The sequence below is a fragment of the Parasynechococcus sp. genome, from assembly GCF_042954325.1.
Taxonomy (GTDB): Bacteria; Cyanobacteriota; Cyanobacteriia; order PCC-6307; family Cyanobiaceae; genus Parasynechococcus.
In genome coordinates this window covers 88643-113661 of the sequence record NZ_JBGKDS010000039.1, presented here as the reverse complement: position 1 = coordinate 113661, position 25019 = coordinate 88643, and the positions used below count along the sequence as shown (strand labels likewise).

Genomic DNA, 25019 nt, shown 5'->3' with positions numbered 1-25019 from the left:
ATCCGGTTGTCGCTCCACCAATGCGCACACCGGCAACAAATAAGCTTCGTGAAAAACTTACTTATTGCAGCGCATTCGCTTCAACGCAACAAATAAAATTTTGACGGGACCTCACACCTTTATCGCACTTTCATTCAGTCGTTCACCTCAACCTTTCGGTCTCAGCTCACAAACCGAACGCGATAAAAGCGTCAGTTCCTAAACTTTTCAGTTGTCCAGGTTCTGCCTCCGCGCTCCCTTGCAGAAGCGGTTCAGCGGCGCGGCCTCGTCGGCCGCTTAGAAAACTTACATCACCGCGGGATCGCTCCCTTCAGTTCCGTAAGTCAGCACAGACACCAAACAAGCTCGCGCTCTCTGGCGGTGTGCCCCGCACAGCCCCTTCCGGGAACCGCGCAGACCAAAGAACATAGCACTACTCACCCCCCATAGCGCAACCCCTGAGCAAGCCTGAGATCTGAAGACTTGCTTCCACTGGCGAGAACCCTTGTGATGACTAGTTTTCAACCAGCTGGACAGCAACGATGCCCGAACGGTTCAGCGAACAAAGCCAACGCTTCCGGCCCAGTTCCAAGGAAGATCAGATCGTTGACAAGGCGCGTGAGCACTTCGAACGCACGCTGGTGATGATCCAGGGCGAACTGGCCGGCAGCGTCGCTGCGCTGGAACACCCGCGAGACGACGAAGCCCTGAACTACGGAGAAATTTTTCTCCGGGACAACGTCCCGGTGATGATCTATCTCCTGTTGGAGGGGCGTTTCTCAATCGTCCGCCAATTCCTCAGCGTCAGCCTGGATCTGCAGAGCACCACGATCCAGACCCGAGGCGTCTTCCCCACCAGCTTCGTCGAAGAACAGGGAACGCTGATCGCCGATTACGGACAACGCTCGATTGGACGCATCACCTCAGTCGACGCCAGCCTGTGGTGGCCAGTGCTCTGCTGGATCTATGTCAAGCGCAGTGGAGACAAGGAATTCGGCCGTAGTCAGCGGGTCCAACGCGGTCTCCAGTTGCTACTGGATCTGGTCTTACACCCCAGCTTTGAAGGAACTCCGGTGTTGTTCGTTCCGGACTGCGCCTTCATGATCGACCGCCCCATGGATGTCTGGGGCGCGCCACTGGAAGTGGAAGTTCTGCTGTTTGCAGCACTACGCAGCTGCATTGAGCTGATGGAGCTCTGTCAGCACAGTCAGAACAGCAGTGTGCTGCTTGAGCAGCGACTCAAACTCAGCCGGCAATGGATGCACGACCTGCGCCAGTACCTGCTGAAGCATTACTGGGTGACCAGCAAAACGATGCAGGTTCTGCGTCGGCGACCGACAGAGCAGTACGGAGACAACCAGTACCAGAACGAATTCAATGTTCAGCCGCAGGTGATCCCCGACTGGTTGCAGGACTGGCTCGAAAACCGAGGGGGTTACTTGATCGGAAACATGCGCACCGGCCGTCCTGATTTCCGCTTCTACAGCCTGGGCAATTCTCTCGCCTGCATGTTCGGGCTCCTGACCGCTCCGCAACAACGGGCCCTCTTTCGGCTGGTGCTCCACAACCGCGAGCACCTCATGGCACAGATGCCCATGCGGATCTGCCATCCTCCGATGGACAGCGTGGAATGGCAGAACAAAACAGGATCCGATCCCAAGAATTGGCCCTGGAGTTACCACAACGGAGGTCACTGGCCCAGCCTGCTCTGGTATTTCGGAGCATCAACGCTGTTGCACGAACGGCTTCACCCGAATGCCGATGCCCTGTTGATGGGCCAAATGAGAACCCTGATCGAAGAGTGCTACTGGAGTCAGCTCAACCAGCTGCCGCGCCAGCAATGGGCGGAATACTTTGACGGCCCCACCGGCACTTGGGTTGGGCAGCAATCCAGGACCTACCAGACCTGGACGATTGTTGGATTTCTGCTGATGCACCACTTCCTGCGGGTCAAGCCCGATGACGTGCTGATGTTGCACCTGGATGCAGATCTGAACCTGGGACTTTGACCCGACGGCAGGTCAAAAAAAATCCCCCTTACCAGCGGTGAGGGGGAACGTATCAACCCAGCCAGAGGATCTGATCAGAACAGGCCCAGGGTCAGAGATTTGTCGATCGGAAGTGCTGCACCGATACCCAGATAGATGGTGATCAGCGTTCCGGACAGAAACACGGTCATCGCCACAGGACGACGGAACGGATTCTGGAACTTGTTGAAGCTCTCAATGAACGGAACAAGCATCAGGCCGAGGGGCACCAAGGTCTGCAGGGCGATGCCGAGAAGCTTGTTAGGAACAACCCGAAGGATCTGGAACACCGGGTAGAGGTACCACTCAGGAAGAATTTCAAGAGGGGTAGCAAAGGGATCGGCCTTGTCGGCAAGCATGGCCGGATCCAGAACGGCTAAGCCGACAACACAGGCGATCGTTCCGAGGATGACGACCGGAAAGATGTACAGCAGGTCATTGGGCCAAGCTGGTTCGCCGTAATAGTTGTGCCCCATGCCCTTGGCGAGCTTGGCGCGCATCTTTGGATCGTTGAGATCAGGCTTCTTGAGAATGTGCATCGGTTACCGGCTGATAGGGGAACGGTAGGAAGACAAATCAACCCAGCTGGGGTGAATGTGAAGAACCTGAGCGGTAATCACAAGGGACCGGAAATGCCCTGCTTCCGGATCATCAGGAAGTGCATGAGCATGAACACGGCAAGCAGCCAGGGCATCACAAAGGTGTGAAGGCTGTAAAAACGGGTGAGTGTGGCCTGACCAACACTCTCGCCACCCCGAAGCAGCTCGACCATGAAGTCGCCGACAACAGGGATGGCAGCAGGGACACCCGAAACAATCTTGACGGCCCAGTAACCAACCTGGTCCCAAGGGAGTGAATACCCGGTGACACCGAAGGACACAGTGATCACGGCCATGGTGACGCCGGTCACCCAGGTCAGCTCACGGGGACGCTTGAAACCGCCGGTGAGATAGACGCGGAACACGTGCAGGATCAGCATCAGCACCATCATCGAGGCGCTCCAGCGGTGCACCGAACGAATCAGCCAGCCGAAGCTGACGTCTGTCATCAGGTACTGAACAGAGGAGTAGGCCTCTGCGACCGTGGGCTTGTAATAGAAGGTCATCGCGAACCCAGTCGCGAACTGGATCAGGAAGCAGACCAGGGTGATCCCGCCCAGGCAATAAAAGATGTTGACGTGGGGGGGCACGTACTTGGTGCCGATGTCGTCGGCAATGTCCTGGATCTCAAGTCGTTCCTGAAACCAGTCGTAGACGGGTGATGAGTTCGCCATGCACAAGCGGGCTCGAGTTGCGAAAGTCTACGCAGCACAGTTCAACCACTGCGCCTTGGAGGACGCTATGTATCCGACTGTTAATGATGTCGTCAACGCGATGCGGACTCTGGGCTCCCGGTTGGTGCAGATCGCAACGGCTCTCGCACTGGTCACAGCCTTGTTGCTTGGCGGGTCACCCCCTGCCCAGGCCCTGAACGATGCCCAGCAACTTGTCGTGGACAGCTGGCGTCTGGTGAACCAGGGCTACTTCGATCCCGATCATCTGGATTCCATTCGCTGGAAACGCCAACGACAGAAGGCGTTGGAGAAAACCATCAACACCAGCGAAGAGGCCTATCAAGCCATTGAGGTCATGCTGTCCAGCATCGGGGAGCCCTACACACGCCTGCTGCGTCCACGGGACTACGCCGCTCTGAAGGACAGCACCAGTGGAAATCTGAGCGGTGTCGGCCTCCAGCTCGGACCGGGCAGCTCCAGTGACGCTGTCGTGATCATTTCTGCACTCGAAGGATCTCCTGCCGCGGACGCAGGTTTGGCGCCTGGAACGGAAGTCACTGCCGTGGACGGCACACCCATCAGCAGCCTCGGCCTTGGTGGAACAGCCAACAGCTTGCGGGGAGATGTTGGAACGCAGGTTGTTTTGAGCATCCAAAACAAGGACGGAGACGTCAGTGAAGTGACGCTCGAACGACGCAACGTGGACCTACGCCCTGTCCGCACCCGCCGTGTGCGCAGCGCAACGCACACCCTTGGCTACCTGCGCATCACCCAGTTCTCCGAGGATGTGCCCCAACAGGTGATGGAAGCCCTCGACGAACTGAAAGTAAAAAACGTCGAAGGGTTGATCCTCGATCTGCGCAACAACTCCGGAGGGCTGGTCAGTGCCGGCCTGGCCGTTGCCGACGATTTCCTCAAGGGCGACGCAATCGTGGAGACCCGTGACCGCAACGGAATCAGCGACACCGTGCAGGCAAGGCCGACTCGGCTGTACGACGGACCGATGCTCACCTTGGTGAATGCAGGCACGGCCAGCGCCAGTGAGATTCTTGCCGGAGCCCTGCAGGACAGCGGCCGATCCCTGCTGATGGGACAGCAGACCTTTGGGAAAGGGCTGATTCAGACCCTCACCAACCTCAGCGATGGCAGCGGACTGGCCGTGACCGTGGCGGGCTACATGACCCCGAATGGGCGCGACATCCAGGGAGAAGGGATTGCTCCGGATCAGATCCTGGAGACACCGGAAGCCCTGAATCCTGGAGGCGAAGGGGATCTTTGGCTCGCATCGGCGGAGAACTGGATGGAATCACATCTGGCGATGGATCCCCAAAGCAGCAGCGGCGATGACGCCCCCGCATGAGCCAGCGGACTTATCACGACCCCCTGCATCACGGGATCACACTGGATGACACCAACCGGGCAGAAGCCCTGGTGATGACGCTGATCGACGCAGCACCGTTTCAGCGGTTGCGTCGGGTCCGTCAGTTGGGCCCCGCCTTCCTCACCTTCCATGGCGCGGAGTCGAGTCGGTTCACCCATTCCCTCGGCGTGTTTCACCTGGCTCGGCTGGCCCTCGGCAACTTGACCCGGCTTGATCCATCCCTGGAGGAGGAGCAGGGCCTGCTTTACGCAGCGGCGCTGCTCCATGACATCGGCCATGGCCCGTTGAGCCACACCGGGGAAGAGATGTTCGGCCTGCACCATGAAACGTGGTCAGCGGCGGTGATCCGACAGCACCCGGCCATCCGTGACCCCTTGGAGGCCTTCTCACCTGGACTCGCCGATTCCGTCGCCGACCTGCTGGAACACGGCAGCGCCAAACGGTCCGTGATCAAGCGACTGGTCAGCAGTCAGCTGGACTGCGACCGACTCGATTACCTGCTGCGCGACAGCTACACCACAGGCGCTCGGTATGGGCAGCTGGATACGGAGCGCATCCTCGCCGGCCTGACGCTCTCTCCGGACGGGGATCTGGCGATTCATCCCAAGGGCCTCATGGCCGTTGAGCACTATCTGGTTGTCCGCAATCTCATGTATCGCAGCGTCTACAACCATCGCCTCAACATCGTCTGCAACTGGATGCTGGAGCAACTGGTCCAGCTGGCACGACAACTGGGACCCGATCAGGTGTGGGCTGATCCTGTGATGGAACGTTGGCTCTGGGATCTCGAGAGCATGGATCTCACAAGCTTCCTGGCCAATGACGACCTGCGCACCGGGTACCACCTCCAGCGCTGGCGAGAGGAGGGGCCCCGCCCTCTCGCCGAACTCTGCGAACGCTTCCTCGATCGCCGCTTGCTCAAGGCAGTGGCGGTCGGTCATCTCAACAGTGGTGATCAGCTCAGAGCGCTAGCCATTGCCAGGGGGCTGGCCGAGACCGCCGGTCACGACCCTGACCTCTGCTGTGGCCTGCGCCATCAGCAGCAACGGGGTTACCACCCCTACAAAGGGGGATTGAGACTCTGGGATGGGGTGCGGCTTCAAGCGCTGGAACAGGTCTCGGCGCTGGTCCAAAGCCTGTCGACCCCCGCAGCCTCGGCATGGTTGATCCATCCGGGGGAGATCAACCATGGGGTCGTCGCGGCCCTGGGCCAAACGCAAGCTTGGGAACGATCTCTGCGATGAAATTGCGTCTTCAATGGACGTCCGTGGATGCGCTGCGCGTTCGATGATTTCCCTGCGTCTTCCCAATCGATACGACGAGCACTGGCGTGATGCCCTGAGGCGCTTGCTGCTGGAACTACCCAGCGGGTCTGAACCTGTCTTGATTGATTGCAATGACTGGGTTTTGCGTTGCGACGACCTCAAGCACCTCCAGGCCGCCCTCCAGAGCGCCGGTCACCCCTTGATGCATCTGCTGACCGACCAAAGCGAAACGACCGTCAGTGCCCAGGCCCTGGGCCACAACGTGATCTCAGGATCCTCAAACAGCGGCAACACTCCAAGCGCAGCGGGGACGGCGTCGCCTTTGCTCTTTCATCAAGGCACTCTCCGATCGGGGGACCATCTGCACGCGCAGGGCGATGTTCTGCTCTACGGCGATGTGAATCCGGGTGCTCGCATCAGTGCGGTCGGACACGTTCAAGTGTGGGGCCGGCTCCGTGGGATTGCCCATGCGGGCTGCGAGGGCGATCGTTCGGCAACCGTGATTGCCCACCAATTGCGCCCCCTGCAACTGCGGATTGCCGATGTTGTCGCCCGCGGGCCCGAGGACCAACCGCAACCGGGCTTGATGGAACAAGCGCGGCTGGACCAGGGAGACATCGTGATTGAACCCGCGGCAACCCTCCCAGCCCCACAACGCTGAACATCAGTCCATCGATTGAGCGTTGTCGGGTTGTGGGCACTGACTATCGTGACCGGACCACAGAAGATGCTGGTGTCGACGACACGAACAATCCTGATCTGCTCGGGCAAGGGCGGCGTCGGCAAGACCACCACCACTGCCAATCTGGGCATCGCACTGGCCCGCAAGGGTTGCAAGACCGTCGTTCTGGATGCCGATTTCGGCCTGCGGAACTTGGATCTCCTACTCGGCTTGGAGAATCGGATCGTCTACACGGCCCAGGAGGTGTTGGCGAACAGCTGCCGCCTGGAGCAAGCCCTGGTGAAGCACAAGCAAGAGCCCAATCTCGCGCTGCTTCCAGCTGGCAATCCACGCATGCTCGAGTGGCTCACCCCCAAGGACATGAAATCCATCGTGTCCATGCTTGAACAGCACTTCGACTATGTGTTGATCGACTGTCCGGCCGGCATTGAAGATGGATTTAAAAATGCCGCGGCCGCTGCACGTGAAGCTCTGGTCATCACGACCCCTGAAGTTGCGGCGGTGCGGGATGCCGATCGGGTGATCGGTTTGCTGAACACCCAGGGCGTTGCTCCCGTGCAGCTCATCCTCAACAGGGTCCGGCCCAAGATGATGAGCACCCAGGAGATGCTCTCCGTTGATGACGTCACCGACATCCTTGCCCTTCCCCTGCTGGGCCTCGTTTTCGAGGATGAGCAAGTGATCGTCAGCACGAACCGAGGAGAACCCCTCACCCTCGGCAACGATCAGTCCCCTGCAGCCCTGGCCTACAACAACATCGCCGGCCGTCTCCAAGGTGACGCCATCCCTCTGATGGATCCAGCCAAAGTCCGCCGTGGACTCCGCGCAAAGGTGCGCCAGCTGATGCAAACCAAGATTTTCTGAACGAATGACACTCAAGGAGTTCATCGACAAACTGCTGCGACGGGAACCTTCCAGTGCAGGAACAGCCAAGGAACGGCTTCAGCTTGTTCTCGCCCATGACCGCAGTGATCTCAATCCCGAATTGCTGGAACAGATGAGGCGCGAAATTCTCGAGGTCGTGGCTCGATACGTCGAAATCGATTTAGAGGAGGGAGATGTCACCTTGGAAACGGAAGACCGTGTGACGGCCTTGGTCGCCAATCTTCCGATTCGCCGTGCACTCGAGAAATCTGGATCCGGGGGAACTCTCTGAGCAGCCACCCTGCTGACAGATGACCGCCCTCAACACCCTGACCTCCGCCGAACAGCGGGTGGGCAACTTGCTGAGCCAAGGCCTGAGCAACAAAGCCATTGCTCAGCATCTGGTGCTCAGCATTCGCACCGTCGAGTGTCACATCAGCAAGGCGCTCGCGAAAACCGGCTGCACCAGCAGGCTCCAACTCGCTGTCCTTTTGCTCACCGACGCCCAACAGGCAACCGAGCCCTAAGGGCGACCACGTAAAATGAAGAGGTGCCGGCTTAGCTCAGTGGTAGAGCAGCGCTTTTGTAAAGCGAAGGCCATCGGTTCAAATCCGTTAGCCGGCTTCCAATGTTCAGTTAGAGCGACGGTCTTGTCCTGACAAGAGCCACACCAGAATCGCCAGGCCAAACCAGGGAAGCCATCGCATCTGGAGCAGCACGGTTAAACCCTGTTCAAGCGGCCAAAACAACCAGTGAAAGAGGCCCATGCAAACCATGCATAGGGCGATCAGCAGCAACACGTCGTCAGCCCACTCCTGGAGGAATCACAGCACCAGCTCTGAGAATCCGCCACTGACCTGGGCCATGCCACTTCAGAACTGTGCTGGCCAGGCCGGATGGTCTGGGCCAGGGCGAGGGTCCCAACAGGGGGATTGTCGGAAAAATCCGAGCCACCTCCTCAGCACTCTGTGTGGATGGCTCACCGGACAAGTTGGCACTGCTGGTGGCCAGGGGTCCGCTTGCAGCCAGCAGCTCGAGCGTCATCGCGCAATGGGGAATGCGAAGCCCCACCGTTGACCCACCAGGGTTCAAGTAACGCAGCATCCCAGACGCAAGGGCAGGAAGCACCAAGGTGATTGCACCCGGCCAATGGTTGATGGCCAACTGCTGAGCGTCCTGCCGACAAACTGACTGGGCTTCCGCCAACAGCTCCGCAGCAGTGGCTGCCATCAAGATCAGAGGTTTGTCCGCCGGGCGCCGCTTCAGCGACCAGATCTTGTCGGCCTGCTCGGGCCGACAGGCCAAACCGGGCAAGGTGTCTGTTGGGATGGCCGCAACCTGCCCATCGCGGAGCTGAGCCGCCAATGCGTTGGCGTCCGTGAACCGTGGCATGGCGTCGGTCATGGTGCTGGGGATGCCTTGTTCTGGGCCACTGCAAAGCGAGAAATCCCGGCGAGATCCTGCTCGGCCCTGCCTTGGACCAAACCAGCGGCGGCCATGAGGTCCAGCACAGCAGAACTCTGATCATGATGGTGTTCCATCAACAACCAGCCGCCAGGAGCAAGCGCGTCGCACGCGCCCTGCACGATCTGCCGGATGGACTCCAATCCGTCGGAGCCACCGGACAGCGCCAGATGGGGTTCATGGTTCTGCACCACACCCTCCAGACCGGCGATCAAAGCGGAAGGGATGTAGGGAGGATTGCTGATGACGAGGTCAAAGGTTGCCTTCGCAGGCTGAAGTGGCTCCCACCAGTCACCCTGGTGCAGCAGGCAACGGTGACCGGGCACCAGCTGATTGAGGTTGCGACGCGCGAGGTTGAGTGCTTCAGCACTGCAATCCACGGCATGGCCCTCAGCCTTGGGCCATGCGCGACTGAGACTCACTGCAATCGCCCCGGATCCAGTTCCGAGATCCACCCAGCCTTGGGGCGCGTCATCTGGCCAACAGGCCAAGGCCAAATCCACCAGCAGTTCAGTTTCCTGACGCGGAATCAACGCGGCTGGAGACACCTCGAGCAGAACATCTCTCCAGGGGCAGACACCGAGCAGATATTGCAGCGGCTCTTCATCGTGAAGATGACGCAGCCAAAGCCGTGACAACTCCTGCAACGAACGCGACAGCCCCACAGAGCCTTCGGGGTTGAGCTGAATGCGTTGCAGCTGCGACCAACGCAGACCAGCGCCAAGATCGAGCAACCAGTCGAAGTCGACGGCTCGGCCTCCAAGGCTCAGCTGCTCGCGCCGCCAAGCCAGCAAGGACGTGACCGCAACGGTCTGGGGCGAAGACACGTCAGAGCGAACGCCATCGCTGACCAGACTCACACACCACAAGTCCCTGCAATTCAAGCTGCACCAGTTCACGGGACAGGGCTCCCACCGGGCGCCCAAGACCACGTTGCAACTCATCGAGGGTGGCCCCATTCTCCAAGGCACCCTTTAAATCCTGATCAACGATCTGGTCTTGGGGGGCCAGCAAAGGCTCAAGACAATCACGAGCACCCAGAGGGCCTGGGCCGAGCTGCGCCACCAAGGAATCAGCCGTGAGTAACGGAGCAGCCCGCGGCCCGAGCAGAGCATTACTGCCCCGGGCGGAGCGTCGGCCAGCATCGGCAGGCACCACCCAGATCGGACAGTTCAGCGCCTCCGCATGTCGGGCGGAAATCAATGCCCCACTTCGCTCTGGACATTCAACGATGACCAGCGCCGAGGCCAGGGCCACGATCAATCGGTTTCGCGCCGCGAAATGGCCGGGACGGGGCACGTCGTGTGGGAATCGTTCGCTGAGAAGAAGACCCGACCGAGCGATGGTGGCTTGCAAATCGCGATGGTGGCTGGGATAAACCCGGTCGAGATGGGTGCCGAGCACGGCGATCGGCGCCCCATCCTCAGCCAGACAGCCCCGGTGCACCGCCGCATCAATGCCTTCCGCAAGGCCGCTGAGCACAGGCCACCCCGCTTGTGCGAGGGCACGACCGAGACGATCCGCCATGCTCAAACCATGCACTGATGGTGAGCGTGTGCCGACAACAGCGACAGCCTGACGGCGCTGCAACACAGGCAAAAGAGCGCTGTCGCCCCGATGGAACAGACACAAAGGGGGTGTCTCCAGCGCATCCAAGGGTGCAGGCCAAGCCTGATCACCGGGCATCAGCGCCTCCATCGGAATGGAGAGATCTGGCTCCATTCCGCAGCAGCGTCGATAGCCATCGAGCTGGTGCATGACGGCAGCAGGCCAGCGGAGGTTGTCAGCCAAACGGGCCAAGGGCCAGGTCCACAAGTGAGCAAGGCTGACGCCATGGGACGCAGCCAACGCTTCAAGAGCCAAAAGACGAGACCGACCGATTCCCGGACAGCGGCCCCAAAGCCAACGCCAGCCGCGCTCCACAGCAATCAGTACAGACGTACCAATCTAAGCATTGGGGCTGGGTCCGCTACGAAGGCGCGCCATGGCACCCTCCAGCGGCTCGGGAACACGGCGAACGATGGCCATGCGGCCAGCCTCACGCCGAACCAGGACCAGTTCAACCTTGGCGTCGGCCATCACCTGCCCATCCCGCAGGAAGCGACACTCCCAAGGGAATCGGGCCCCCCGAGATGTGAGCAGACGACTTTCCAGCGTGATCAAATCACCGTGTCGGATGCCTTCCCGGTAGCGCACCGCCATGGAGACGACGGGCATCTCGTAACCGCAATCCGCCAGCTCGGAATAGATCAGACCGGACTGGGCAAGAGCCTCGACTCTTGCTTCCTCCATCCACGCGACATAACTGCCGTGCCACATCACGCCGGCATGGTCGGTGTGCTGTGGCAGGACTCGACGAACCAGAGTCCACGACTGGGGCGTAACGCTCTCCGTCAGCTGCTCATGCATCTCTCCGACTGCCCATAGGCTTCCACCAAGGTTGCTCCATTGGCATGTTCAAAAACCTGTTGATCGCGGATTCAGGCAAGGGCCATGTCGAGGAGATGATTCGGATGCTCCAGGACATCCCCAGCTTTCGAGAAGCGCGGGTGAACCTGCTCCACGTGGTCCCGGAACAGAACACCGCACAAGCAGCCGACCACCGCAGCGATGGTCAATCTCTCCTTGATGGCGCGATCTCCCGCATGGGGCTGCCCAGCGGCAATGTGAATGCCCTCGTTCGCGAAGGCGATACCAAGCAAACAGTGCTGAAAGTTGCGGAAGAACTGAACAGCGACCTGATCGTGATGGGATCCCGTGGGCTTGGACGCCTGCAATCCATCCTTGCCAACAGCGCCAGTCAATACGTTTTCCAGCTCTCCACCCGGCCGATGCTTCTGGTGCGAGACGACCTCTACGTGAGGCACGTCAACAAGATCATGGTGACGATTGACGGCACCGGGGTTGGCGATGACGCGTTGAAAACCGCCTGTGATCTCACCCGGGAAATCCCCGACGGGCAACTCATCGGCGTGCATGTCACACGACAGGATCTGGCTCCATCCCGGGGCGGCCGCAGCAAGGCCGACGAAGTTCTGGACACCGCCGTGCAACGCGCACGGTCATTCGGCGTCGAAATGAAACCGGTCCATGTCACCGGGGCCGACATTGGCCGAACGGTTTGCTCGGCCGCCAAGGAAACCAATGCAGACCTGCTGGTGATCGCATCCCAAGACCGTCGTCCACTTGTGGCACGCGGGCTGGTCGATCTCGACAAGCTGCTTGGCGGCTCAGTGAGCGATTACATCCGTGTGCATGCTCCGGCTCCGGTCCTCCTTGTTCGGGAACCGGAGCAGCGCTGAAGCTCAGCCTTCCCTGCTGTTTGTCTGGATGTAAAGGACGATCAGAAAGATCGCCGGAACCAGGATGAACAGCAGGCTGGCGACGAATCCGAGATCGTTGGTTTCCATGACATCTAGATGGATCCCGGCGAACGTATCACCGGGATGAGGCCATACCAAGAGCTACTTCAGCCCTCTTCATCGGTAGTAGCAGGTTCCCCATCTTCAGCCGACTCATCCTCATCGGTCGCCACTGCGGGCCAAGCCGTTGGCCCCTCCGGCAACGGAGCCTTGCGAGCCGCCTCGAGACGCTTCTCGGCATCAGCGAGTTTCAACTGAGGGCGGGTCAGGACGCAGACCGATCGCTCCACCAAGGCTTGACAAGCCAAGCGCCAGTCACTGGGACGACGGCGGAGCTTGGCGTCTTCCACGGGGGTCCTCGCCGTCAAAGCATCTTGACCGTCCTCGCCCACCACCGAAACGAAACAGGTGATGCACTGCCCACAACCGCCGCAGTTTCCGAGCTGCCCCTTCAGGCCATAGAGCTGAATCCCTTCGCGGATGGCCACCTCGCGGAGATTTTCTCCGGGGTAGCACTCCACATCACAACCCTCCCGAACAAATCGGATTACCGGCATCGATCAGGCCACAGCTGGCGGCCATCATGGACACGGGGGTTGCGTTTTGTGAACAGGACTCCGGCAGATCCCTTGTCACTGGACGTTGCAGCACACGACAACAACCGTTGGGAGATCGGATGAAACCCTTACGATCGCGGGGTCTGGCTGCTTGCGCAGCTCCGTTCCCCGAACCTGACCCATGGGATTGCCCTGGTATCGGGTGCACACCGTCGTCATTAATGACCCGGGACGCCTCTTGGCAGTGCACCTCATGCATACAGCCCTTGTTGCCGGCTGGGCCGGCTCGATGGCCCTGTATGAACTGGCCATTTTTGATCCATCCGACCCTGTCCTGAACCCGATGTGGCGCCAGGGCATGTTCGTCATGCCCTTCATGGCACGTCTCGGCGTGACCGAGAGCTGGGGTGGCTGGAGCATCACCGGCGAAACCGCCGTTGATCCCGGCTTCTGGAGCTTTGAAGGTGTCGCCGCAGCTCACATCATTTTCAGCGGCCTGCTGATGCTGGCCGCCATCTGGCACTGGACCTATTGGGACCTGGAAATCTGGCAGGACCCACGGACCGGAGAGCCCGCCCTTGATTTACCCAAGATCTTTGGCATTCACCTGCTCCTCGCAGGACTCGGCTGCTTCGGATTTGGTGCCTTCCACCTGACGGGCGTCTTCGGACCCGGAATGTGGATTTCAGATCCCTACTCAATTACCGGTCACCTCGAGGCGGTTCAACCGTCCTGGGGACCTGAGGGATTCAATCCCTTCAATCCAGGGGGCATCGTCGCCCACCACATCGCAGCAGGAATCGTCGGCATCATCGCCGGCATCTTCCACATCACCACACGTCCGCCCGAGCGCCTCTACAAGGCTCTTCGGATGGGCAACATTGAGACCGTTCTGGCCAGTGCCATTGCAGCCGTGTTCTTTGCAGCGTTCATCGTTGCTGGAACCATGTGGTACGGCTCCGCCGCAACACCTGTTGAGCTGTTTGGACCGACCCGCTACCAGTGGGACCAGGGCTACTTCAAGACTGAAATCAACCGCCGTGTCCAAACGGCAATGGATGACGGTGCAACCCGCGAGCAGGCCTTCGCCGCCATCCCTGAGAAGCTTGCCTTCTATGACTACGTCGGCAACAGCCCAGCCAAAGGCGGTCTGTTCCGTGTTGGCCCCATGGTGAATGGCGACGGTCTTGCCACCTCCTGGGTTGGCCATATCGTCTTCACCGATAAAACCGGCGAAGAGCTGGAAGTGCGTCGTCTGCCCAACTTCTTCGAGAACTTCCCAGTTGTTCTCCAAGATGCTCAGGGCAATGTCCGCGCTGACATCCCCTTCCGTCGTGCAGAAGCCAAGTACTCCTTCGAGCAACAGGGCGTGACAGCTCAGGTGTTCGGCGGTGCTCTCGACGGTCAGACCTTCACTGATCCGTCTGACGTCAAGCGTCTTGCACGCAAGGCTCAGTTGGGTGAAGCCTTCGACTTCGACCGCGAGACCTACAACTCAGACGGCACGTTCCGCAGTTCACCCCGTGGCTGGTTCACCTTCGGGCACGCCACCTTTGCACTGCTGTTCTTCTTTGGTCACATCTGGCACGGTGCCCGCACCCTGTACCGCGATGTGTTTGCCGGCATCGACCCAGATCTCGGCGACCAGGTGGAATTCGGACTGTTTGCCAAGCTTGGCGACAAGTCCACCCGTCGTCTGCCAGAGGGCTACGTTCCTCCCGCAGGCACTCCCCTCAACTGATCGGACCTCAGGAGTTCTTCGATGGAAAGCTTCGCTTACATCCTCATCCTCACCCTCGCGATTTCAACCTTGTTCTTCGCGATTGCCTTCCGGGATCCCCCGAAAATCGGCAAGTGAGCTTCAACCAAAGCCCCGCGAAAGCGGGGCTTTTTTGTTGCTACATGAACAAATCAGTCGCAATTCATTCTCGGCACGCCTGAAAAATTCGCCGAATCTCACAGCAACGCAAGGGATCCAGACATTCTCTTGATAAGACTTCTGTTATCACAGCCCTTCTCAAGACTCGAACGAATGTCTAAAGTTGGGCAATCTTTTGAGGTGATCGGGCGTGCAGTGCCCCTCCTGCCAGAACACAGACAGTCGGGTGCTCGAGTCACGCGCAGCTGATGGTGGTCGAAGTGTGCGCCGGCGGCGTGAATGCCTGCACTGCGACTTCCGATTCACAACCTACGAACGGGTCGAGACCGTTCCGATCACGGTGATCAAGCGAAACGGCAGTCGTGAAATTTTCAGTCGCAGCAAATTGCTGCATGGGTTGAATCGCGCTTGCGAAAAAACCGGGCTTGATGCCAACCGGCTCGAAACAATGGTCGAAGAGGTCGAACTTCAACTGCAGCAACGCTCAGGACGTGACATCAGCAGTGCCGACATTGGAGAACTGGTTCTGATCCAACTCAAGGGAATCAGCGAAGTCGCCTACATCCGCTTTGCATCGGTCTACCGCCAGTTCCGAGGCATCGACGACTTTGTCGCGACCCTGGAAACCATGAGCAGTGACAAAAACGCCTATGCGGCCGTCGGTTAAGAGCAAGAAGCCACACCTGTAAAGTCGTTGGTTACGTGCGGAAGTCGGCGGGCTTCATGCACCACTCCTATCGAACTGCCCACCTGAGGCAGACCGCCAACGACACATGTCCGCGACTCCGACCGAAGAACAGGTTCTCGACACCACAAACGCGCCTGAAGAAGAGATTTCAGTAGACGCGACCGGTGAAGCTGGCTTCGGAGATGAGGATCTGAGCATCCCCGAGGACGTTCCCACTGCCGATGATCCAGGCAGCCGTCCTGACATGAAGGACCTGGAGACCGCTGGGTTCTCACTCGATGAATTCGCTGCTCTGCTGAGCAAGTACGACTACAACTTCAAGCCCGGCGACATCGTCAACGGCACCGTGTTCGCCCTTGAATCGAAGGGCGCGATGATCGACATCGGCGCCAAAACAGCGGCGTTCATGCCGCTTCAGGAGGTGTCGATCAACCGGGTCGAAGGTCTGAGCGACGTGCTCCAGCCCGGCGAAATCCGCGAATTCTTCATCATGAGTGAAGAAAACGAGGACGGCCAGTTAGCCCTGTCGGTGCGCCGCATCGAATACCAACGCGCCTGGGAGCGTGTTCGCCAGCTGCAGAAAGAAGACGCCACCATTTATTCCGAGGTGTTCGCCACCAACCGTGGTGGTGCACTGGTCCGGGTTGAAGGCCTTCGCGGCTTCATTCCTGGCTCCCACATCAGCACCCGCAAGCCGAAGGAAGAGCTGGTTGCCGACTTCCTGCCGCTCAAATTCCTTGAGGTCGACGAAGAGCGCAACCGTCTGGTGCTCAGCCACCGTCGTGCGCTGGTTGAGCGCAAGATGAATCGCCTTGAGGTGGGTGAAGTTGTTGTCGGCACCGTCCGTGGCATCAAGCCCTACGGCGCCTTCATCGACATCGGTGGTGTCAGCGGTTTGCTGCACATCTCCGAGATCAGTCACGAGCACATCGAGACCCCTCACTCCGTGCTCAACGTCAATGATCAGATGAAAGTCATGATCATTGACCTTGATGCCGAGCGTGGCCGGATCTCCTTGTCCACCAAGGCTCTTGAGCCCGAACCCGGTGACATGCTGACCGATCCTCAGAAGGTCTTCGAGAAGGCTGAAGAGATGGCGGCCCGCTACAAGCAGATGCTGCTGGAGCAAGCCGAAGACGGTGAAGACCCGATCAGTTCCATGATGGTCTGATTCCGCCGGGCCGATGGCTCAACTGTTTTTAAACGGCCAGAGCCTTGGCCCAATCGATGGGGTGCTGTTCGACAAGGACGGCACCCTTTCCCACAGCGAGCCAAAACTTCTGGCTCTTGTGAGGCAACGCATCTCCACAGCCGAGCGGTTGTGGCAGGAGAAGAGTGGCGACAAGCCATCCAGCACAGCCGATCGGCCGTATCAGCTGCAAACCCTGCTCGAGCAGGTTTACGGCGTCCAGGGTGACGCCATCCATCCCGCAGGGACCCTGGCCGTTGCCGCACGACAGGACAATCTTGCGTCTATGGCGACGGTGTTCTGCCTCATGGGCAGTGGCTGGCCCGAGGCCCTTGCGCTGGCAACGCGCTGCTTTGCCGAAGATCAAAGCGAGCCTGGTCCAGCCAGCGCTCTACTCCCAGGCGCTGACCGGGTGTTGCAGCAATGCCGCCAAGCGAAGGTCTGCACGGCAATCATCAGCAATGACACAGCAGACGGGATCAACCGGTTTCTTGAGCAGCACCAGCTGTGTGAGCAGATCTCAGACTGCTGGAGCGCCGACGACACCCCCCGAAAACCCGATCCCCAGGCGGTTTTAAGCCTCTGCGAACGGCTTCAGCTCCTACCTGAACGCTGTGCACTGATCGGTGATGCCGACACCGATTTAGAGATGGCCAAGGCCGCTGGAATTGGAGTGGTACTGGGATATCGCGGCGGTTGGCGACAACCCGCACCGCTCACGACCACGCCACACCTCTTTGACGACTGGTCCGCCGTAACGATCACCGTCGGTCCGTAAAGTTCGCCCATCCCGTGGAGCCGCATGAGTCGCTACGTCTTTACCTCTGAATCGGTTACAGAAGGGCACCCAGACAAGATCTGCGACCAGGTCAGCGATGCTGTGCTCGATGCCCTGCTGGCCCAGGACCCGTCCAGCCGCGTGGCCTGCGAAACGGTGGTCAACACCGGGCTTTGCATGATTACCGGGGAAGTCACCTCCAAAGCTCAGGTTGACTTCATTCACCTGGTCCGCAACGTGATCAAGGAGATCGGCTACAGCGGAGCCCGGGCTGGTGGGTTTGATGCCAACAGTTGTGCCGTGCTGGTGGCACTCGACCAGCAATCACCGGACATCGCTCAAGGCGTCAACGAAGCGGACGACCACGCCGGAGATCCTCTGGATCTGGTGGGTGCTGGCGACCAAGGCATCATGTTCGGCTATGCGTGCAACGAAACGCCCGAGCTGATGCCCCTGCCGATCAGCCTGGCGCACCGCCTCTCACGCCGCCTGGCAGAAGTTCGTCACGACGACACCCTCGGTTACTTGCTGCCCGACGGCAAAACCCAGGTCAGCGTGGTCTACGAGAACGACAAACCCGTCGCGATCGACACGATTCTGATCTCCACCCAGCACACCGCTGAAGTGGATGGCATCAGCGACGAACAGGGCATCCGTGAACGCATCACGGAGGATCTCTGGACCCATGTCGTCGAGCCAGCAACAGCTGACCTGGTCCTCAAACCGAACCGCGACAGCATCAAATATCTGGTGAATCCAACCGGCAAATTCGTCGTGGGTGGTCCCCAGGGTGATGCGGGTCTGACCGGCCGCAAAATCATCGTGGACACCTATGGCGGCTACGCCCGCCATGGCGGTGGTGCCTTCTCCGGAAAGGACCCCACCAAAGTGGACCGCTCCGCTGCCTACGCAGCCCGCTACGTGGCGAAATCGTTGGTCGCCGCTGGGCTCGCGGAACGCGCTGAGGTGCAACTGAGCTATGCCATCGGTGTCGCCAAGCCGGTCTCGATCCTGGTGGAAGCCTTCGGCACCAGTGCCCTGAGCAACGATGCCCTAACTGAACTGGTTCAGGAGAATTTCGATTTACGCCCCGGAGCGATCATCGAAACCTTCGGCCTGCGTGGCCTTCCCCAACAACGCGGCGGTCGCTTCTACCAGGACACAGCTGCCTATGGCCACTTCGGTCGCAACGATCTGAAGGCTCCATGGGAAGACGTCGAGGCCAAGGCCGACCAGCTGCGCAAGGCGTCCTGAACACACCATGACGTCGCTGGTGCTCGGCATTGATCTGGGCACCAGTGGCGTCCGCATCGCCGTTCTGGATCAGGAGGGCACCCTGCGGTTCAGCCAGGCCGTGAGCTACCGCAGCGACCTCTCGCAAGCAGAGGACTGGCGCCAAAGCTGTACAGACCTGATCCTTTCGGTTCCCGACGCGCTCCGATGCCAGGTGCAAGCCATCGCCGTAGATGGAACCTCTGGCACCCTGCTGGCCTGCGACGGTTCTGGAGAACCCCTGGGTCCGGCACTGCCTTACTCAGCCGCCTTCCCGGCGCATGGCCAGGCCCTGCAGGCGATGGTCCCCAGTGACAGCCCAGCGGCGAGTTGCAGCGGCAGTCTGGCCCGCGCGTTGGAACTCCTCAAGCACCATCCAGACACCCGGATGCTCCGCCATCAGGCCGACTGGATCAATGGCTGGCTGCTGCATGACTGGAGCTGGGGTGAGGAGGGAAACAATCTCCGCCTCGGCTGGACGCTCAACACCGGTCAGTGGATCCCAGCGCTCCAAAAGGAGCCCTGGTCATCTCTGTTACCGCTCATCAAGCCCAGCGGACGTGTGCTAGCCACGATCAATCCCAACCGCGCGAGGTCATTGGGGTTGTCCGAGGATGTTGTCATCGTCGCCGGCACCACCGACTCCAACGCAGCGGTGCTGGCTGCGGCACCGGGCCCCCATGACGGCGTCACGGTGCTCGGCACCACGCTGGTGATGAAGCGATTCACTGCGGTGCCGATTCAGGGGGCTGGCATCAGCCGACATCGGGTCGACGGGCAGTGGTTGTGCGGGGGAGCCTCCAATGCCGGTGCCGGTGTTCTCCGGCGCTTTTTCAACGATGACGAGCTTGTGGAGCTCAGTCGTCAGATCAATCCAGAGGTCGAGAGTGGCTTGGAGTTGCTTCCTTTGCCAGCGCCGGGGGAACGGTTCCCGATCGACGATCCCCACCTGCAACCCATCCTCGAACCACGCCCGGTCAGCGATGCGCTCTACCTCCAGGCGTTGCTGGAAGGCCTGGCCTCGATCGAAGCGCGGGGCTGGGAGCGCCTGCACCAACTTGGCGCCGCAAAACCGCAGCGTGTGATCAGCCTGGGAGGTGGTGCACGCAATCCCCAATGGCGACGGATCCGAGAGCGGAAGCTCGGCTGTCCCGTCGTGAGCTGCATGGAGCCACCAGCCGCGGGGGTTGCCCGACTCGCCCTCAATGGCCTTGCCCGGGCACAATTCAACGGTTGAACCCAGTGCAATGCTCAGCAAACTCCGCGATGGCCTGGCCATTGGTCTGTTCGTCGTTCTCGCTGTTTATGTGAGCTACAGCGGAATTCGCCTGGGCCTGCTTCTCTGGCAACGCTTGGTTTGATCCAGAGCCGCTGAACACGTTTCACTGCCAGAGTTACAGCGTTCGTTTTTGAGCCATCCATGCCCGCTGATCCCCTCACCGATGCCGTCAGCGCAAGGATCTGCCGCCACATGAATGACGACCATGCTGAAGCGGTGGTCGCCTACGCCCGTCACTACGGCGGGGTCGACACCGTGGAACAGGCACGGATGGTGGCGGTCCGCCCGGATGCGATGGAGTTAGAGGTGGATGGATCGAGTCTTCAGATCGCCTTCGATCACACCCTGAGCGACAGCGAAGACGCACACCAGACCCTGGTCGCCATGCTTCGTGCCATGCCCAAACAACCGACGACCTAGGGGGGAATCCTCAACGGAGCTCTGCTTCGGCCCATGCAAGGGTTCAAGACCACGGTTCAGCAGCTGCTGATTGCAGCAAGCTGCCCGACCTGTCGACGGGTGGGACACGCTGATCCAACACCCTGCATCGCCTGCCGTCGCCACTACAACCTCAGCGACGGATGTCTCTCAGGCCTCCGTCCTCTGCCATGGCGTGCCCTGGCTCTCTACGAGGGGCCGTTCCGCGATCTACTGCTGCAGATCAAGCGCCCTGGCAGGACGAAGCCGAGGGTCCTGCCGGCGCTCATGGCCATGTTTCGGTCACAGCTTGCCCTGGAGTCAACGGCGCAACTGGTCCCTATTCCCAGTTGGAAGCAACGGCAGACCCTCCGCAATCCACTCCCCCAGTTGATCGCCGCCGACTTGCAGCGCCCGGTGCTCCCCCTGCTGGTGCGAACAAGAGCCGGGCTGGGTCAGCACCACCTCGACCGACGGATGCGCCTACACAACATGCGCAATGCCTTCACCACGCATGAACAACCGACAGGCCAACCGCTCTGGCTTGTTGACGACATCCTGACCACAGGAGCCACGGCCATGGCCGCCCATCAAGCCCTGCAGGAGCGTGGCCATCACGTCTCGGGGATTCTTTGCCTCGGCCGCACTCCATCGAACAGACGGTGATTTAAGATCTGCAGGTCGCAAGGCGACGTGCCGGGATAGCTCAGTTGGTAGAGCAGGCGACTGAAAATCGCCGTGTCCCCAGTTCAAATCTGGGTCCTGGCATTTTTTTCATTTCTTCCCGTGTCGTACATCTCTCCAGATGCAGGCACCGATCGGCTGTTCAACAACGCCGATAGTTTTGCCATGGTCTTCGACCGGATCTGGAAGCAGATGTTCAAGGCCACCTCAACCGACCAGGACCTCAGTCAGGAGCAGAAGACTGATCAGGTGCTGGCGGCCATGGCCGATCATCCGTTCCTGCAAAGTTCTCCCGAGATGGCCAAGCAGGTCGCCGCATTCCGGGTTCGCCTGCTCGACCTCAGCTGATCAAGCGATCATCTGATCGAATGAATCGTCCATCAAGGGTTCCTCAACCATCTCAGGATCTGACTCGGGCACACGCTCAGATTCGGGTTCATCCTCATGTGTCCCTTCCACGGCTTGGGGCAGCAGCTCGAGGCGGTCACGCAGAACACGCACCTTTTGCTCACTGGCGACGAGCAGCTCCCCGGTTTCCTCGCTGAGCCCACCCGCGGCTTCCGCTGAGTGCAAGCCGGATTCGATTTGAGCGAGGCCTTCCTCCACCGCCATGACACGGTCGGCCAACAACTCAACGACTTCACTCAATTGCAGCAGCTGGGCAGACAGCAACTGCTCGAATTCGGAGCGCTGAAAAGACGTTGCCACAGCACCTCTCCTCGGATCGAGTTATTTCGCCGATGGTATCGATGCTGAGCCTTGTGTCTACGGCACCTCCTCGAGGCCTGCTCTACATTCCACGCCTGCCTTTGAAATGAGATGTCCAGGCTGAGAAAGGGGCTCAAGATCAGCGCCTGGGTTGCCATTTTTGTGATCGCTGTGGTTTACCTGCAGCGCTATGGCATCGCCCCACTGCAAAGCGCCATCAGCGACATGGGGTTTTGGGCCCCTCTGGGACTTTTTCTGCTGCGTGGGATCAGCATCATCCTTCCCGCTCTACCCAGTTCCGTTTATTCACTGTTGGCTGGTTCGCTGCTGGGATTCAAGGTCGGGTATCTCACGATCATCCTTTCGGATTTGGTCTTCTGCAGCTCAGCATTTTTCATCGCACGCCGTTGGGGCCGGGCCCCCGTGAGCCGTCTGGTGGGAGCCAGTGCCATGCATCGCATTGATGGCTTCAGCAAAAACCAGTTGGAGGGGAATTTCTTTCTGATGACCGGTCTGCTGATGACCGGTTTATTTGATTTCCTGAGCTACGCCATCGGCATCAGCCGCACCCACTGGCGTGTCTTTGCTCCAGCACTGGTGATCAGCGTGCTGATCAGCGACTCGATTCTTGTGACGGTTGGAGCCGAAGCCGCCAAGGGGGTCGATGCGTCCAAAGGAACCGGAATCACCCTTGGCCTTGCATTGCTTGCCATGTTCGCGCTCGCAACCCTGACGGGGCTGATGAAAAAGAAATCGAGCACCAGCGACACTGCTAGCGACCCGAACACTCAGCTGAATGCCAGCGCTGATGACTGATCCAACCGCAAGCCGCAATGCTTTGGTGCGGATGCTGAGTGGCGGCTTCAGCAACCAACAGCAAGCCTTCGACAACCCACCGCTTTACGCCCACATCCTGGTGCGTTTCCGACCCCTGATCCAACTGCAGCCGGGATCCCTGCTGCTGGAACAGGCGTATGCAATTGCTCCCAATGAGCCATACCGCATTCGAGTGCTGCGGCCGTGGCTCTGTCCCGAGCGCGGGCTGGTGATTCTGAACTACACCATTCGCGAAGCCCAGCGCTTTGGCGGAGCGGTGGAGGATCCGGAACGGATGGCACAAATCGAGGAGAACGATCTCACTCTTCTGGACGGCTGCACCTATCTGGTGGAGCCGAGTGACGATGGATTCAAAGGCACGGTCGAGCCCGGTTGTCGCTGCCTGGTGAAACGCAAGGACCGAACCACCTATTTGGTGAGCGAATTCATGCTGAACCCGGCGGGAATGGAAACGATCGACCGGGGCTATGACCCTGAAACCCATGAACATCTCTGGGGGTCGATTGCGGGGGCTTTTCGCTTTGCACGAACGCACGACTGGAGTGATGAAGTCCCAAACCACTGGTTAGATTGAAAGCCTCTGACCGGTGATGATGAGCTGTCTCTCAGACCCGCGAATTGAGACGCTTCAGCGCCGGGCGGATGCATCGACTGGGGAACTGAACGTCGCCATCGGAGAGGGGGCTTTCCGCATCAATCTCCGCGACGACAACATCAAGCTCTGGCAAGAGACTCTGAACCAGCAGAGCGCCACAGCCAATCTCCTGCTCGCTTGCGAAAACAACGAAGGTGACCTCAGCAACACCCAATTGACCTGGGTGGTCGGCTCCGCCATCCGCAGCACACACGTGCATACATCCGCGGAGGCGTCCGATTTGCTGCAGACGATGGGCGTGTCATCCGCTCTCGCCAAGGCAGCCTTGGAACATTGCCCCGGCCTTGGCGAGGACCTGATCTGGGCTTTTTACCTGGAGCGCCACGGTTGGCTCATCGCCACACCGGTTGCAGCCCTTGATCGCTAGCGCATCCATGACCACTGACGCGGACCGGTTGAGAGCCCTTGCCCAGGCCGCCCGGGTCTTTGGCCTGACGGATCACCCAACTCTTGACCCGACATGCCGCGCACTTCTATCGGACGCTGACCTCGGCAAGCGACCCCTGAGAGCGGCAGAACTCCAGATCCTCTGCACCGCATCCGGCATCAACTTGGCAGCCGTGCAACGGCTCCAAGACAATGCCCTGGCATTCGTTCAGGATGCCAAAGCCTGTCTGGCCGCACAACGCCCCCAACTCCTCAAGCCCGGCGGTGCACTCCACCCGGCCAGCCGAGCGGACGCCTGTTGGCGGGACTGCAGGGATTTTTTTCGGGTCATTGTCTATGCCGTGGCCTGCGGACAAGCGCAGTTCACGGATCCGCAGGGGATGTCTGCACTGCGGGAGCTTTATGCCTGCATGGGTGTCCCCCGCGAAGGGCTGAATATTGCCCTCGAACAGCTCAAATTTCTTAGCGCAAAGCACATGGTGGACCCGGCCACCAAAACCCTGGTGACGGCAGCCTTCGATCACCTCATCGGGGAGCTCAATAAATCTGCAGTTAAGAGCTGATAAGACTGCCGTCCAAAACCGGCCAAATGAGACGAAGATCATCGCCAAGTATTTCTACCCAGTGGCGCCATGGCCCTGCCTCTACAGGCGTATCCCCTCACAACGCAAAATGCGAGGGTCAGCAATCTGGCTGGCGACGCCACCACGGTCCGCAATCAGCTGCCCGGGAGCAGCGCTGGTGGTGCAGATGGATACCGGAGCAGTGTTGACGCGTTGATCGAACAGGCCTATCGCCAGATCTTCTTCCATGCGATGAAGAGTGACCGCGACCCTTTCCTGGAATCACAACTCCGTAGCGGCAACATCACCGTTCGCGACTTCATCCGTGGCCTGTTGCTGTCCGAACGTTTCCAGCAGGGCTACTACCAGTGCAGTTCGAACTACCGCATGGTGGATCAGGTGGTTGGACGCGTCCTTGGACGCACCGTCCATGGCGATGCCGAACGCCTTGCCTGGTCGATCGTGATCGGACAAAAAGGCTTTACCGCATTCGTCGACACCCTGCTCGACAGCGATGAATACATGCGGTCGTTCGGATACGACTTGGTACCCGAGCAACGGTCCCGACTGCTCCCAGGTCGTTCGCTGGGTGAAATCCCGATCTATCAGAGTTTTCCCCGCTACGGGTCGGACTGGCGCGACTCTCTTCAAGATCGCGCACCCAGCGCACAGAACGCTCAGATGCGGCCTCTGGAAACCTCCGATGCCTGGGCCAATGGCCAGCCCCCCGCCTGGGCACTCAAGCTCTGGCTTGGCCTGTTCCTGGTGGGTGGATTCGAAGTTACCCGCGTGTTGCTTACGATCACCATCTCGACGCTCCGCAACTGAT

32 protein-coding genes and 2 tRNA genes are annotated in these 25019 nt (G+C 59.8%); 25 read left to right on the top strand and 9 right to left on the bottom strand.

Annotation, left to right across the window (positions count from 1 at the left end):
- Nucleotides 1-521: 521 nt before the first annotated feature.
- A complete protein-coding gene (locus ACGVKB_RS06630; RefSeq protein ID WP_392350474.1) occupies nucleotides 522-1988 on the top strand; it encodes a glycoside hydrolase 100 family protein in 1467 nt (488 codons plus the stop codon).
- A gap of 74 nt (nucleotides 1989-2062) precedes the next feature.
- Here ACGVKB_RS06630 and petD read toward each other — a convergent pair whose 3' ends face one another.
- Nucleotides 2063-2545, bottom strand: a complete 483-nt coding sequence (gene petD, locus ACGVKB_RS06625; protein WP_392350473.1) for a cytochrome b6-f complex subunit IV — start codon at nucleotides 2543-2545, stop codon at nucleotides 2063-2065.
- 77 nt (nucleotides 2546-2622) lie between these two features.
- A complete protein-coding gene (gene petB / locus ACGVKB_RS06620; RefSeq protein ID WP_392350472.1) occupies nucleotides 2623-3279 on the bottom strand; it encodes a cytochrome b6 in 657 nt (218 codons plus the stop codon).
- 67 nt (nucleotides 3280-3346) lie between these two features.
- On the opposite strand from petB, the gene ctpZ reads away from it, so the two are divergent.
- The 7 genes from ctpZ (at nucleotide 3347) to ACGVKB_RS06585 (ending at nucleotide 8095) form a co-directional block, all read left to right on the top strand.
- Nucleotides 3347-4639: a carboxyl-terminal processing protease CtpZ gene (gene ctpZ / locus ACGVKB_RS06615; RefSeq protein ID WP_392350471.1), complete on the top strand. Its 1293-nt coding sequence runs from the start codon at nucleotides 3347-3349 to the stop codon at nucleotides 4637-4639.
- Nucleotides 4636-5904: an HD domain-containing protein gene (locus tag ACGVKB_RS06610; RefSeq protein WP_392350470.1), complete on the top strand. Its 1269-nt coding sequence runs from the start codon at nucleotides 4636-4638 to the stop codon at nucleotides 5902-5904. Before ctpZ ends, ACGVKB_RS06610 begins: the two co-directional genes overlap by 4 nt.
- Nucleotides 5905-5947: 43 nt before the next feature.
- A complete protein-coding gene (gene minC / locus ACGVKB_RS06605; protein ID WP_392350469.1) occupies nucleotides 5948-6586 on the top strand; it encodes a septum site-determining protein MinC in 639 nt (212 codons plus the stop codon).
- A 72-nt stretch (nucleotides 6587-6658) separates the two neighbouring features.
- Nucleotides 6659-7471, top strand: a complete 813-nt coding sequence (minD, locus tag ACGVKB_RS06600; RefSeq protein WP_392350479.1) for a septum site-determining protein MinD — start codon at nucleotides 6659-6661, stop codon at nucleotides 7469-7471.
- Nucleotides 7472-7475: 4 nt separating this feature from the next.
- Nucleotides 7476-7763: a cell division topological specificity factor MinE gene (gene minE, locus ACGVKB_RS06595; protein ID WP_392345039.1), complete on the top strand. Its 288-nt coding sequence runs from the start codon at nucleotides 7476-7478 to the stop codon at nucleotides 7761-7763.
- A 19-nt stretch (nucleotides 7764-7782) separates the two neighbouring features.
- Entirely contained in the window at nucleotides 7783-7998 is a 216-nt protein-coding gene (locus ACGVKB_RS06590; protein ID WP_392345038.1) for a response regulator transcription factor, read from the top strand.
- A 25-nt stretch (nucleotides 7999-8023) separates the two neighbouring features.
- Nucleotides 8024-8095 (top strand) — tRNA-Thr (locus ACGVKB_RS06585).
- A gap of 180 nt (nucleotides 8096-8275) precedes the next feature.
- Here the strand turns inward: ACGVKB_RS06585 and ACGVKB_RS06580 are convergent.
- The 4 genes from ACGVKB_RS06580 to ACGVKB_RS06565 are packed head-to-tail and all read right to left on the bottom strand — an operon-like array spanning nucleotide 8276 to nucleotide 11344.
- The gene (locus ACGVKB_RS06580; RefSeq protein WP_392350468.1) at nucleotides 8276-8875 is read right to left on the bottom strand and encodes an L-threonylcarbamoyladenylate synthase; all 600 of its coding nucleotides are present in this window, start codon (nucleotides 8873-8875) and stop codon (nucleotides 8276-8278) included.
- Nucleotides 8872-9762, bottom strand: coding sequence for a peptide chain release factor N(5)-glutamine methyltransferase (gene prmC, locus ACGVKB_RS06575; RefSeq protein ID WP_392350467.1), 891 nt, complete (start codon nucleotides 9760-9762; stop codon nucleotides 8872-8874). The genes ACGVKB_RS06580 and prmC overlap by 4 nt, the downstream gene beginning before the upstream one ends.
- Nucleotide 9763: 1 nt before the next feature.
- Nucleotides 9764-10858: a DNA-processing protein DprA gene (locus tag ACGVKB_RS06570; RefSeq protein ID WP_392350466.1), complete on the bottom strand. Its 1095-nt coding sequence runs from the start codon at nucleotides 10856-10858 to the stop codon at nucleotides 9764-9766.
- A 24-nt stretch (nucleotides 10859-10882) separates the two neighbouring features.
- A complete protein-coding gene (locus tag ACGVKB_RS06565; protein WP_392350465.1) occupies nucleotides 10883-11344 on the bottom strand; it encodes an acyl-CoA thioesterase in 462 nt (153 codons plus the stop codon).
- A gap of 44 nt (nucleotides 11345-11388) precedes the next feature.
- Here ACGVKB_RS06565 and ACGVKB_RS06560 point away from each other — a divergent pair, with 44 nt between their 5' ends.
- Complete coding sequence (locus ACGVKB_RS06560) at nucleotides 11389-12237, top strand: universal stress protein (RefSeq protein ID WP_392350464.1); 849 nt, start codon at nucleotides 11389-11391, stop codon at nucleotides 12235-12237.
- A gap of 3 nt (nucleotides 12238-12240) precedes the next feature.
- Here the strand turns inward: ACGVKB_RS06560 and psbM are convergent, their stop codons facing one another.
- Together psbM and ACGVKB_RS06550 are read right to left on the bottom strand one after the other, a co-directional pair.
- Nucleotides 12241-12345 (bottom strand): photosystem II reaction center protein PsbM, encoded by a 105-nt coding sequence (gene psbM, locus ACGVKB_RS06555; RefSeq protein WP_392350463.1) that lies wholly within the window; start codon nucleotides 12343-12345, stop codon nucleotides 12241-12243.
- Between the two features lie 59 nt (nucleotides 12346-12404).
- The gene (locus tag ACGVKB_RS06550; RefSeq protein WP_392350462.1) at nucleotides 12405-12854 is read right to left on the bottom strand and encodes a ferredoxin; all 450 of its coding nucleotides are present in this window, start codon (nucleotides 12852-12854) and stop codon (nucleotides 12405-12407) included.
- Between the two features lie 181 nt (nucleotides 12855-13035).
- On the opposite strand from ACGVKB_RS06550, the gene psbB reads away from it, so the two are divergent.
- From psbB to ACGVKB_RS06495, 11 genes are all read left to right on the top strand, one after another.
- On the top strand, nucleotides 13036-14595 hold the full coding sequence (psbB, locus tag ACGVKB_RS06545; RefSeq protein WP_392350461.1) for a photosystem II chlorophyll-binding protein CP47: 1560 nt from the start codon (nucleotides 13036-13038) through the stop codon (nucleotides 14593-14595).
- A 21-nt stretch (nucleotides 14596-14616) separates the two neighbouring features.
- Nucleotides 14617-14712, top strand: a complete 96-nt coding sequence (locus ACGVKB_RS06540) for a photosystem II reaction center protein T (protein ID WP_213177772.1) — start codon at nucleotides 14617-14619, stop codon at nucleotides 14710-14712.
- Between the two features lie 211 nt (nucleotides 14713-14923).
- Nucleotides 14924-15400: a transcriptional regulator NrdR gene (gene nrdR, locus ACGVKB_RS06535; protein ID WP_392350460.1), complete on the top strand. Its 477-nt coding sequence runs from the start codon at nucleotides 14924-14926 to the stop codon at nucleotides 15398-15400.
- 106 nt (nucleotides 15401-15506) lie between these two features.
- A complete protein-coding gene (locus tag ACGVKB_RS06530; protein WP_392350459.1) occupies nucleotides 15507-16592 on the top strand; it encodes a 30S ribosomal protein S1 in 1086 nt (361 codons plus the stop codon).
- Between the two features lie 13 nt (nucleotides 16593-16605).
- Nucleotides 16606-17388: an HAD family hydrolase gene (locus tag ACGVKB_RS06525; RefSeq protein ID WP_392350458.1), complete on the top strand. Its 783-nt coding sequence runs from the start codon at nucleotides 16606-16608 to the stop codon at nucleotides 17386-17388.
- A 24-nt stretch (nucleotides 17389-17412) separates the two neighbouring features.
- Nucleotides 17413-18642 carry a methionine adenosyltransferase gene (metK, locus tag ACGVKB_RS06520; RefSeq protein WP_392350457.1) on the top strand — a complete coding sequence of 410 codons (1230 nt, stop codon included), beginning with the start codon at nucleotides 17413-17415 and terminating at the stop codon, nucleotides 18640-18642.
- A 7-nt stretch (nucleotides 18643-18649) separates the two neighbouring features.
- Nucleotides 18650-19897, top strand: coding sequence for an FGGY-family carbohydrate kinase (locus tag ACGVKB_RS06515; RefSeq protein WP_392350456.1), 1248 nt, complete (start codon nucleotides 18650-18652; stop codon nucleotides 19895-19897).
- Nucleotides 19898-20080: 183 nt separating this feature from the next.
- A complete protein-coding gene (locus tag ACGVKB_RS06510) occupies nucleotides 20081-20359 on the top strand; it encodes a DUF2470 domain-containing protein (RefSeq protein WP_392350455.1) in 279 nt (92 codons plus the stop codon).
- 33 nt (nucleotides 20360-20392) lie between these two features.
- Nucleotides 20393-21022 (top strand): ComF family protein, encoded by a 630-nt coding sequence (locus ACGVKB_RS06505; RefSeq protein ID WP_392350454.1) that lies wholly within the window; start codon nucleotides 20393-20395, stop codon nucleotides 21020-21022.
- A 29-nt stretch (nucleotides 21023-21051) separates the two neighbouring features.
- Nucleotides 21052-21124 (top strand) — tRNA-Phe (locus ACGVKB_RS06500).
- A gap of 18 nt (nucleotides 21125-21142) precedes the next feature.
- Nucleotides 21143-21388: a hypothetical protein gene (locus ACGVKB_RS06495; RefSeq protein WP_392350453.1), complete on the top strand. Its 246-nt coding sequence runs from the start codon at nucleotides 21143-21145 to the stop codon at nucleotides 21386-21388.
- Here ACGVKB_RS06495 and ACGVKB_RS06490 read toward each other — a convergent pair whose 3' ends face one another.
- Nucleotides 21389-21748: a hypothetical protein gene (locus ACGVKB_RS06490; protein WP_392350452.1), complete on the bottom strand. Its 360-nt coding sequence runs from the start codon at nucleotides 21746-21748 to the stop codon at nucleotides 21389-21391.
- Nucleotides 21749-21859: 111 nt separating this feature from the next.
- Here ACGVKB_RS06490 and ACGVKB_RS06485 point away from each other — a divergent pair, with 111 nt between their 5' ends.
- The 5 genes from ACGVKB_RS06485 to ACGVKB_RS06465 all read left to right on the top strand — a co-directional run bounded on the left by ACGVKB_RS06485 (nucleotide 21860) and on the right by ACGVKB_RS06465 (nucleotide 25018).
- Nucleotides 21860-22564 (top strand): TVP38/TMEM64 family protein, encoded by a 705-nt coding sequence (locus ACGVKB_RS06485; protein WP_392350451.1) that lies wholly within the window; start codon nucleotides 21860-21862, stop codon nucleotides 22562-22564.
- On the top strand, nucleotides 22557-23159 hold the full coding sequence (locus ACGVKB_RS06480) for a chromophore lyase CpcT/CpeT (RefSeq protein ID WP_392350450.1): 603 nt from the start codon (nucleotides 22557-22559) through the stop codon (nucleotides 23157-23159). The genes ACGVKB_RS06485 and ACGVKB_RS06480 overlap by 8 nt, the downstream gene beginning before the upstream one ends.
- Nucleotides 23160-23178: 19 nt before the next feature.
- Nucleotides 23179-23607 (top strand): hypothetical protein, encoded by a 429-nt coding sequence (locus tag ACGVKB_RS06475; protein ID WP_392350449.1) that lies wholly within the window; start codon nucleotides 23179-23181, stop codon nucleotides 23605-23607.
- A gap of 7 nt (nucleotides 23608-23614) precedes the next feature.
- Nucleotides 23615-24190, top strand: coding sequence for a phycobilisome polypeptide (locus ACGVKB_RS06470; protein WP_392350448.1), 576 nt, complete (start codon nucleotides 23615-23617; stop codon nucleotides 24188-24190).
- 69 nt (nucleotides 24191-24259) lie between these two features.
- Nucleotides 24260-25018, top strand: coding sequence for a phycobilisome rod-core linker polypeptide (locus ACGVKB_RS06465; protein WP_392350447.1), 759 nt, complete (start codon nucleotides 24260-24262; stop codon nucleotides 25016-25018).
- The last annotated feature ends 1 nt before the right edge of the window (nucleotide 25019 follow it).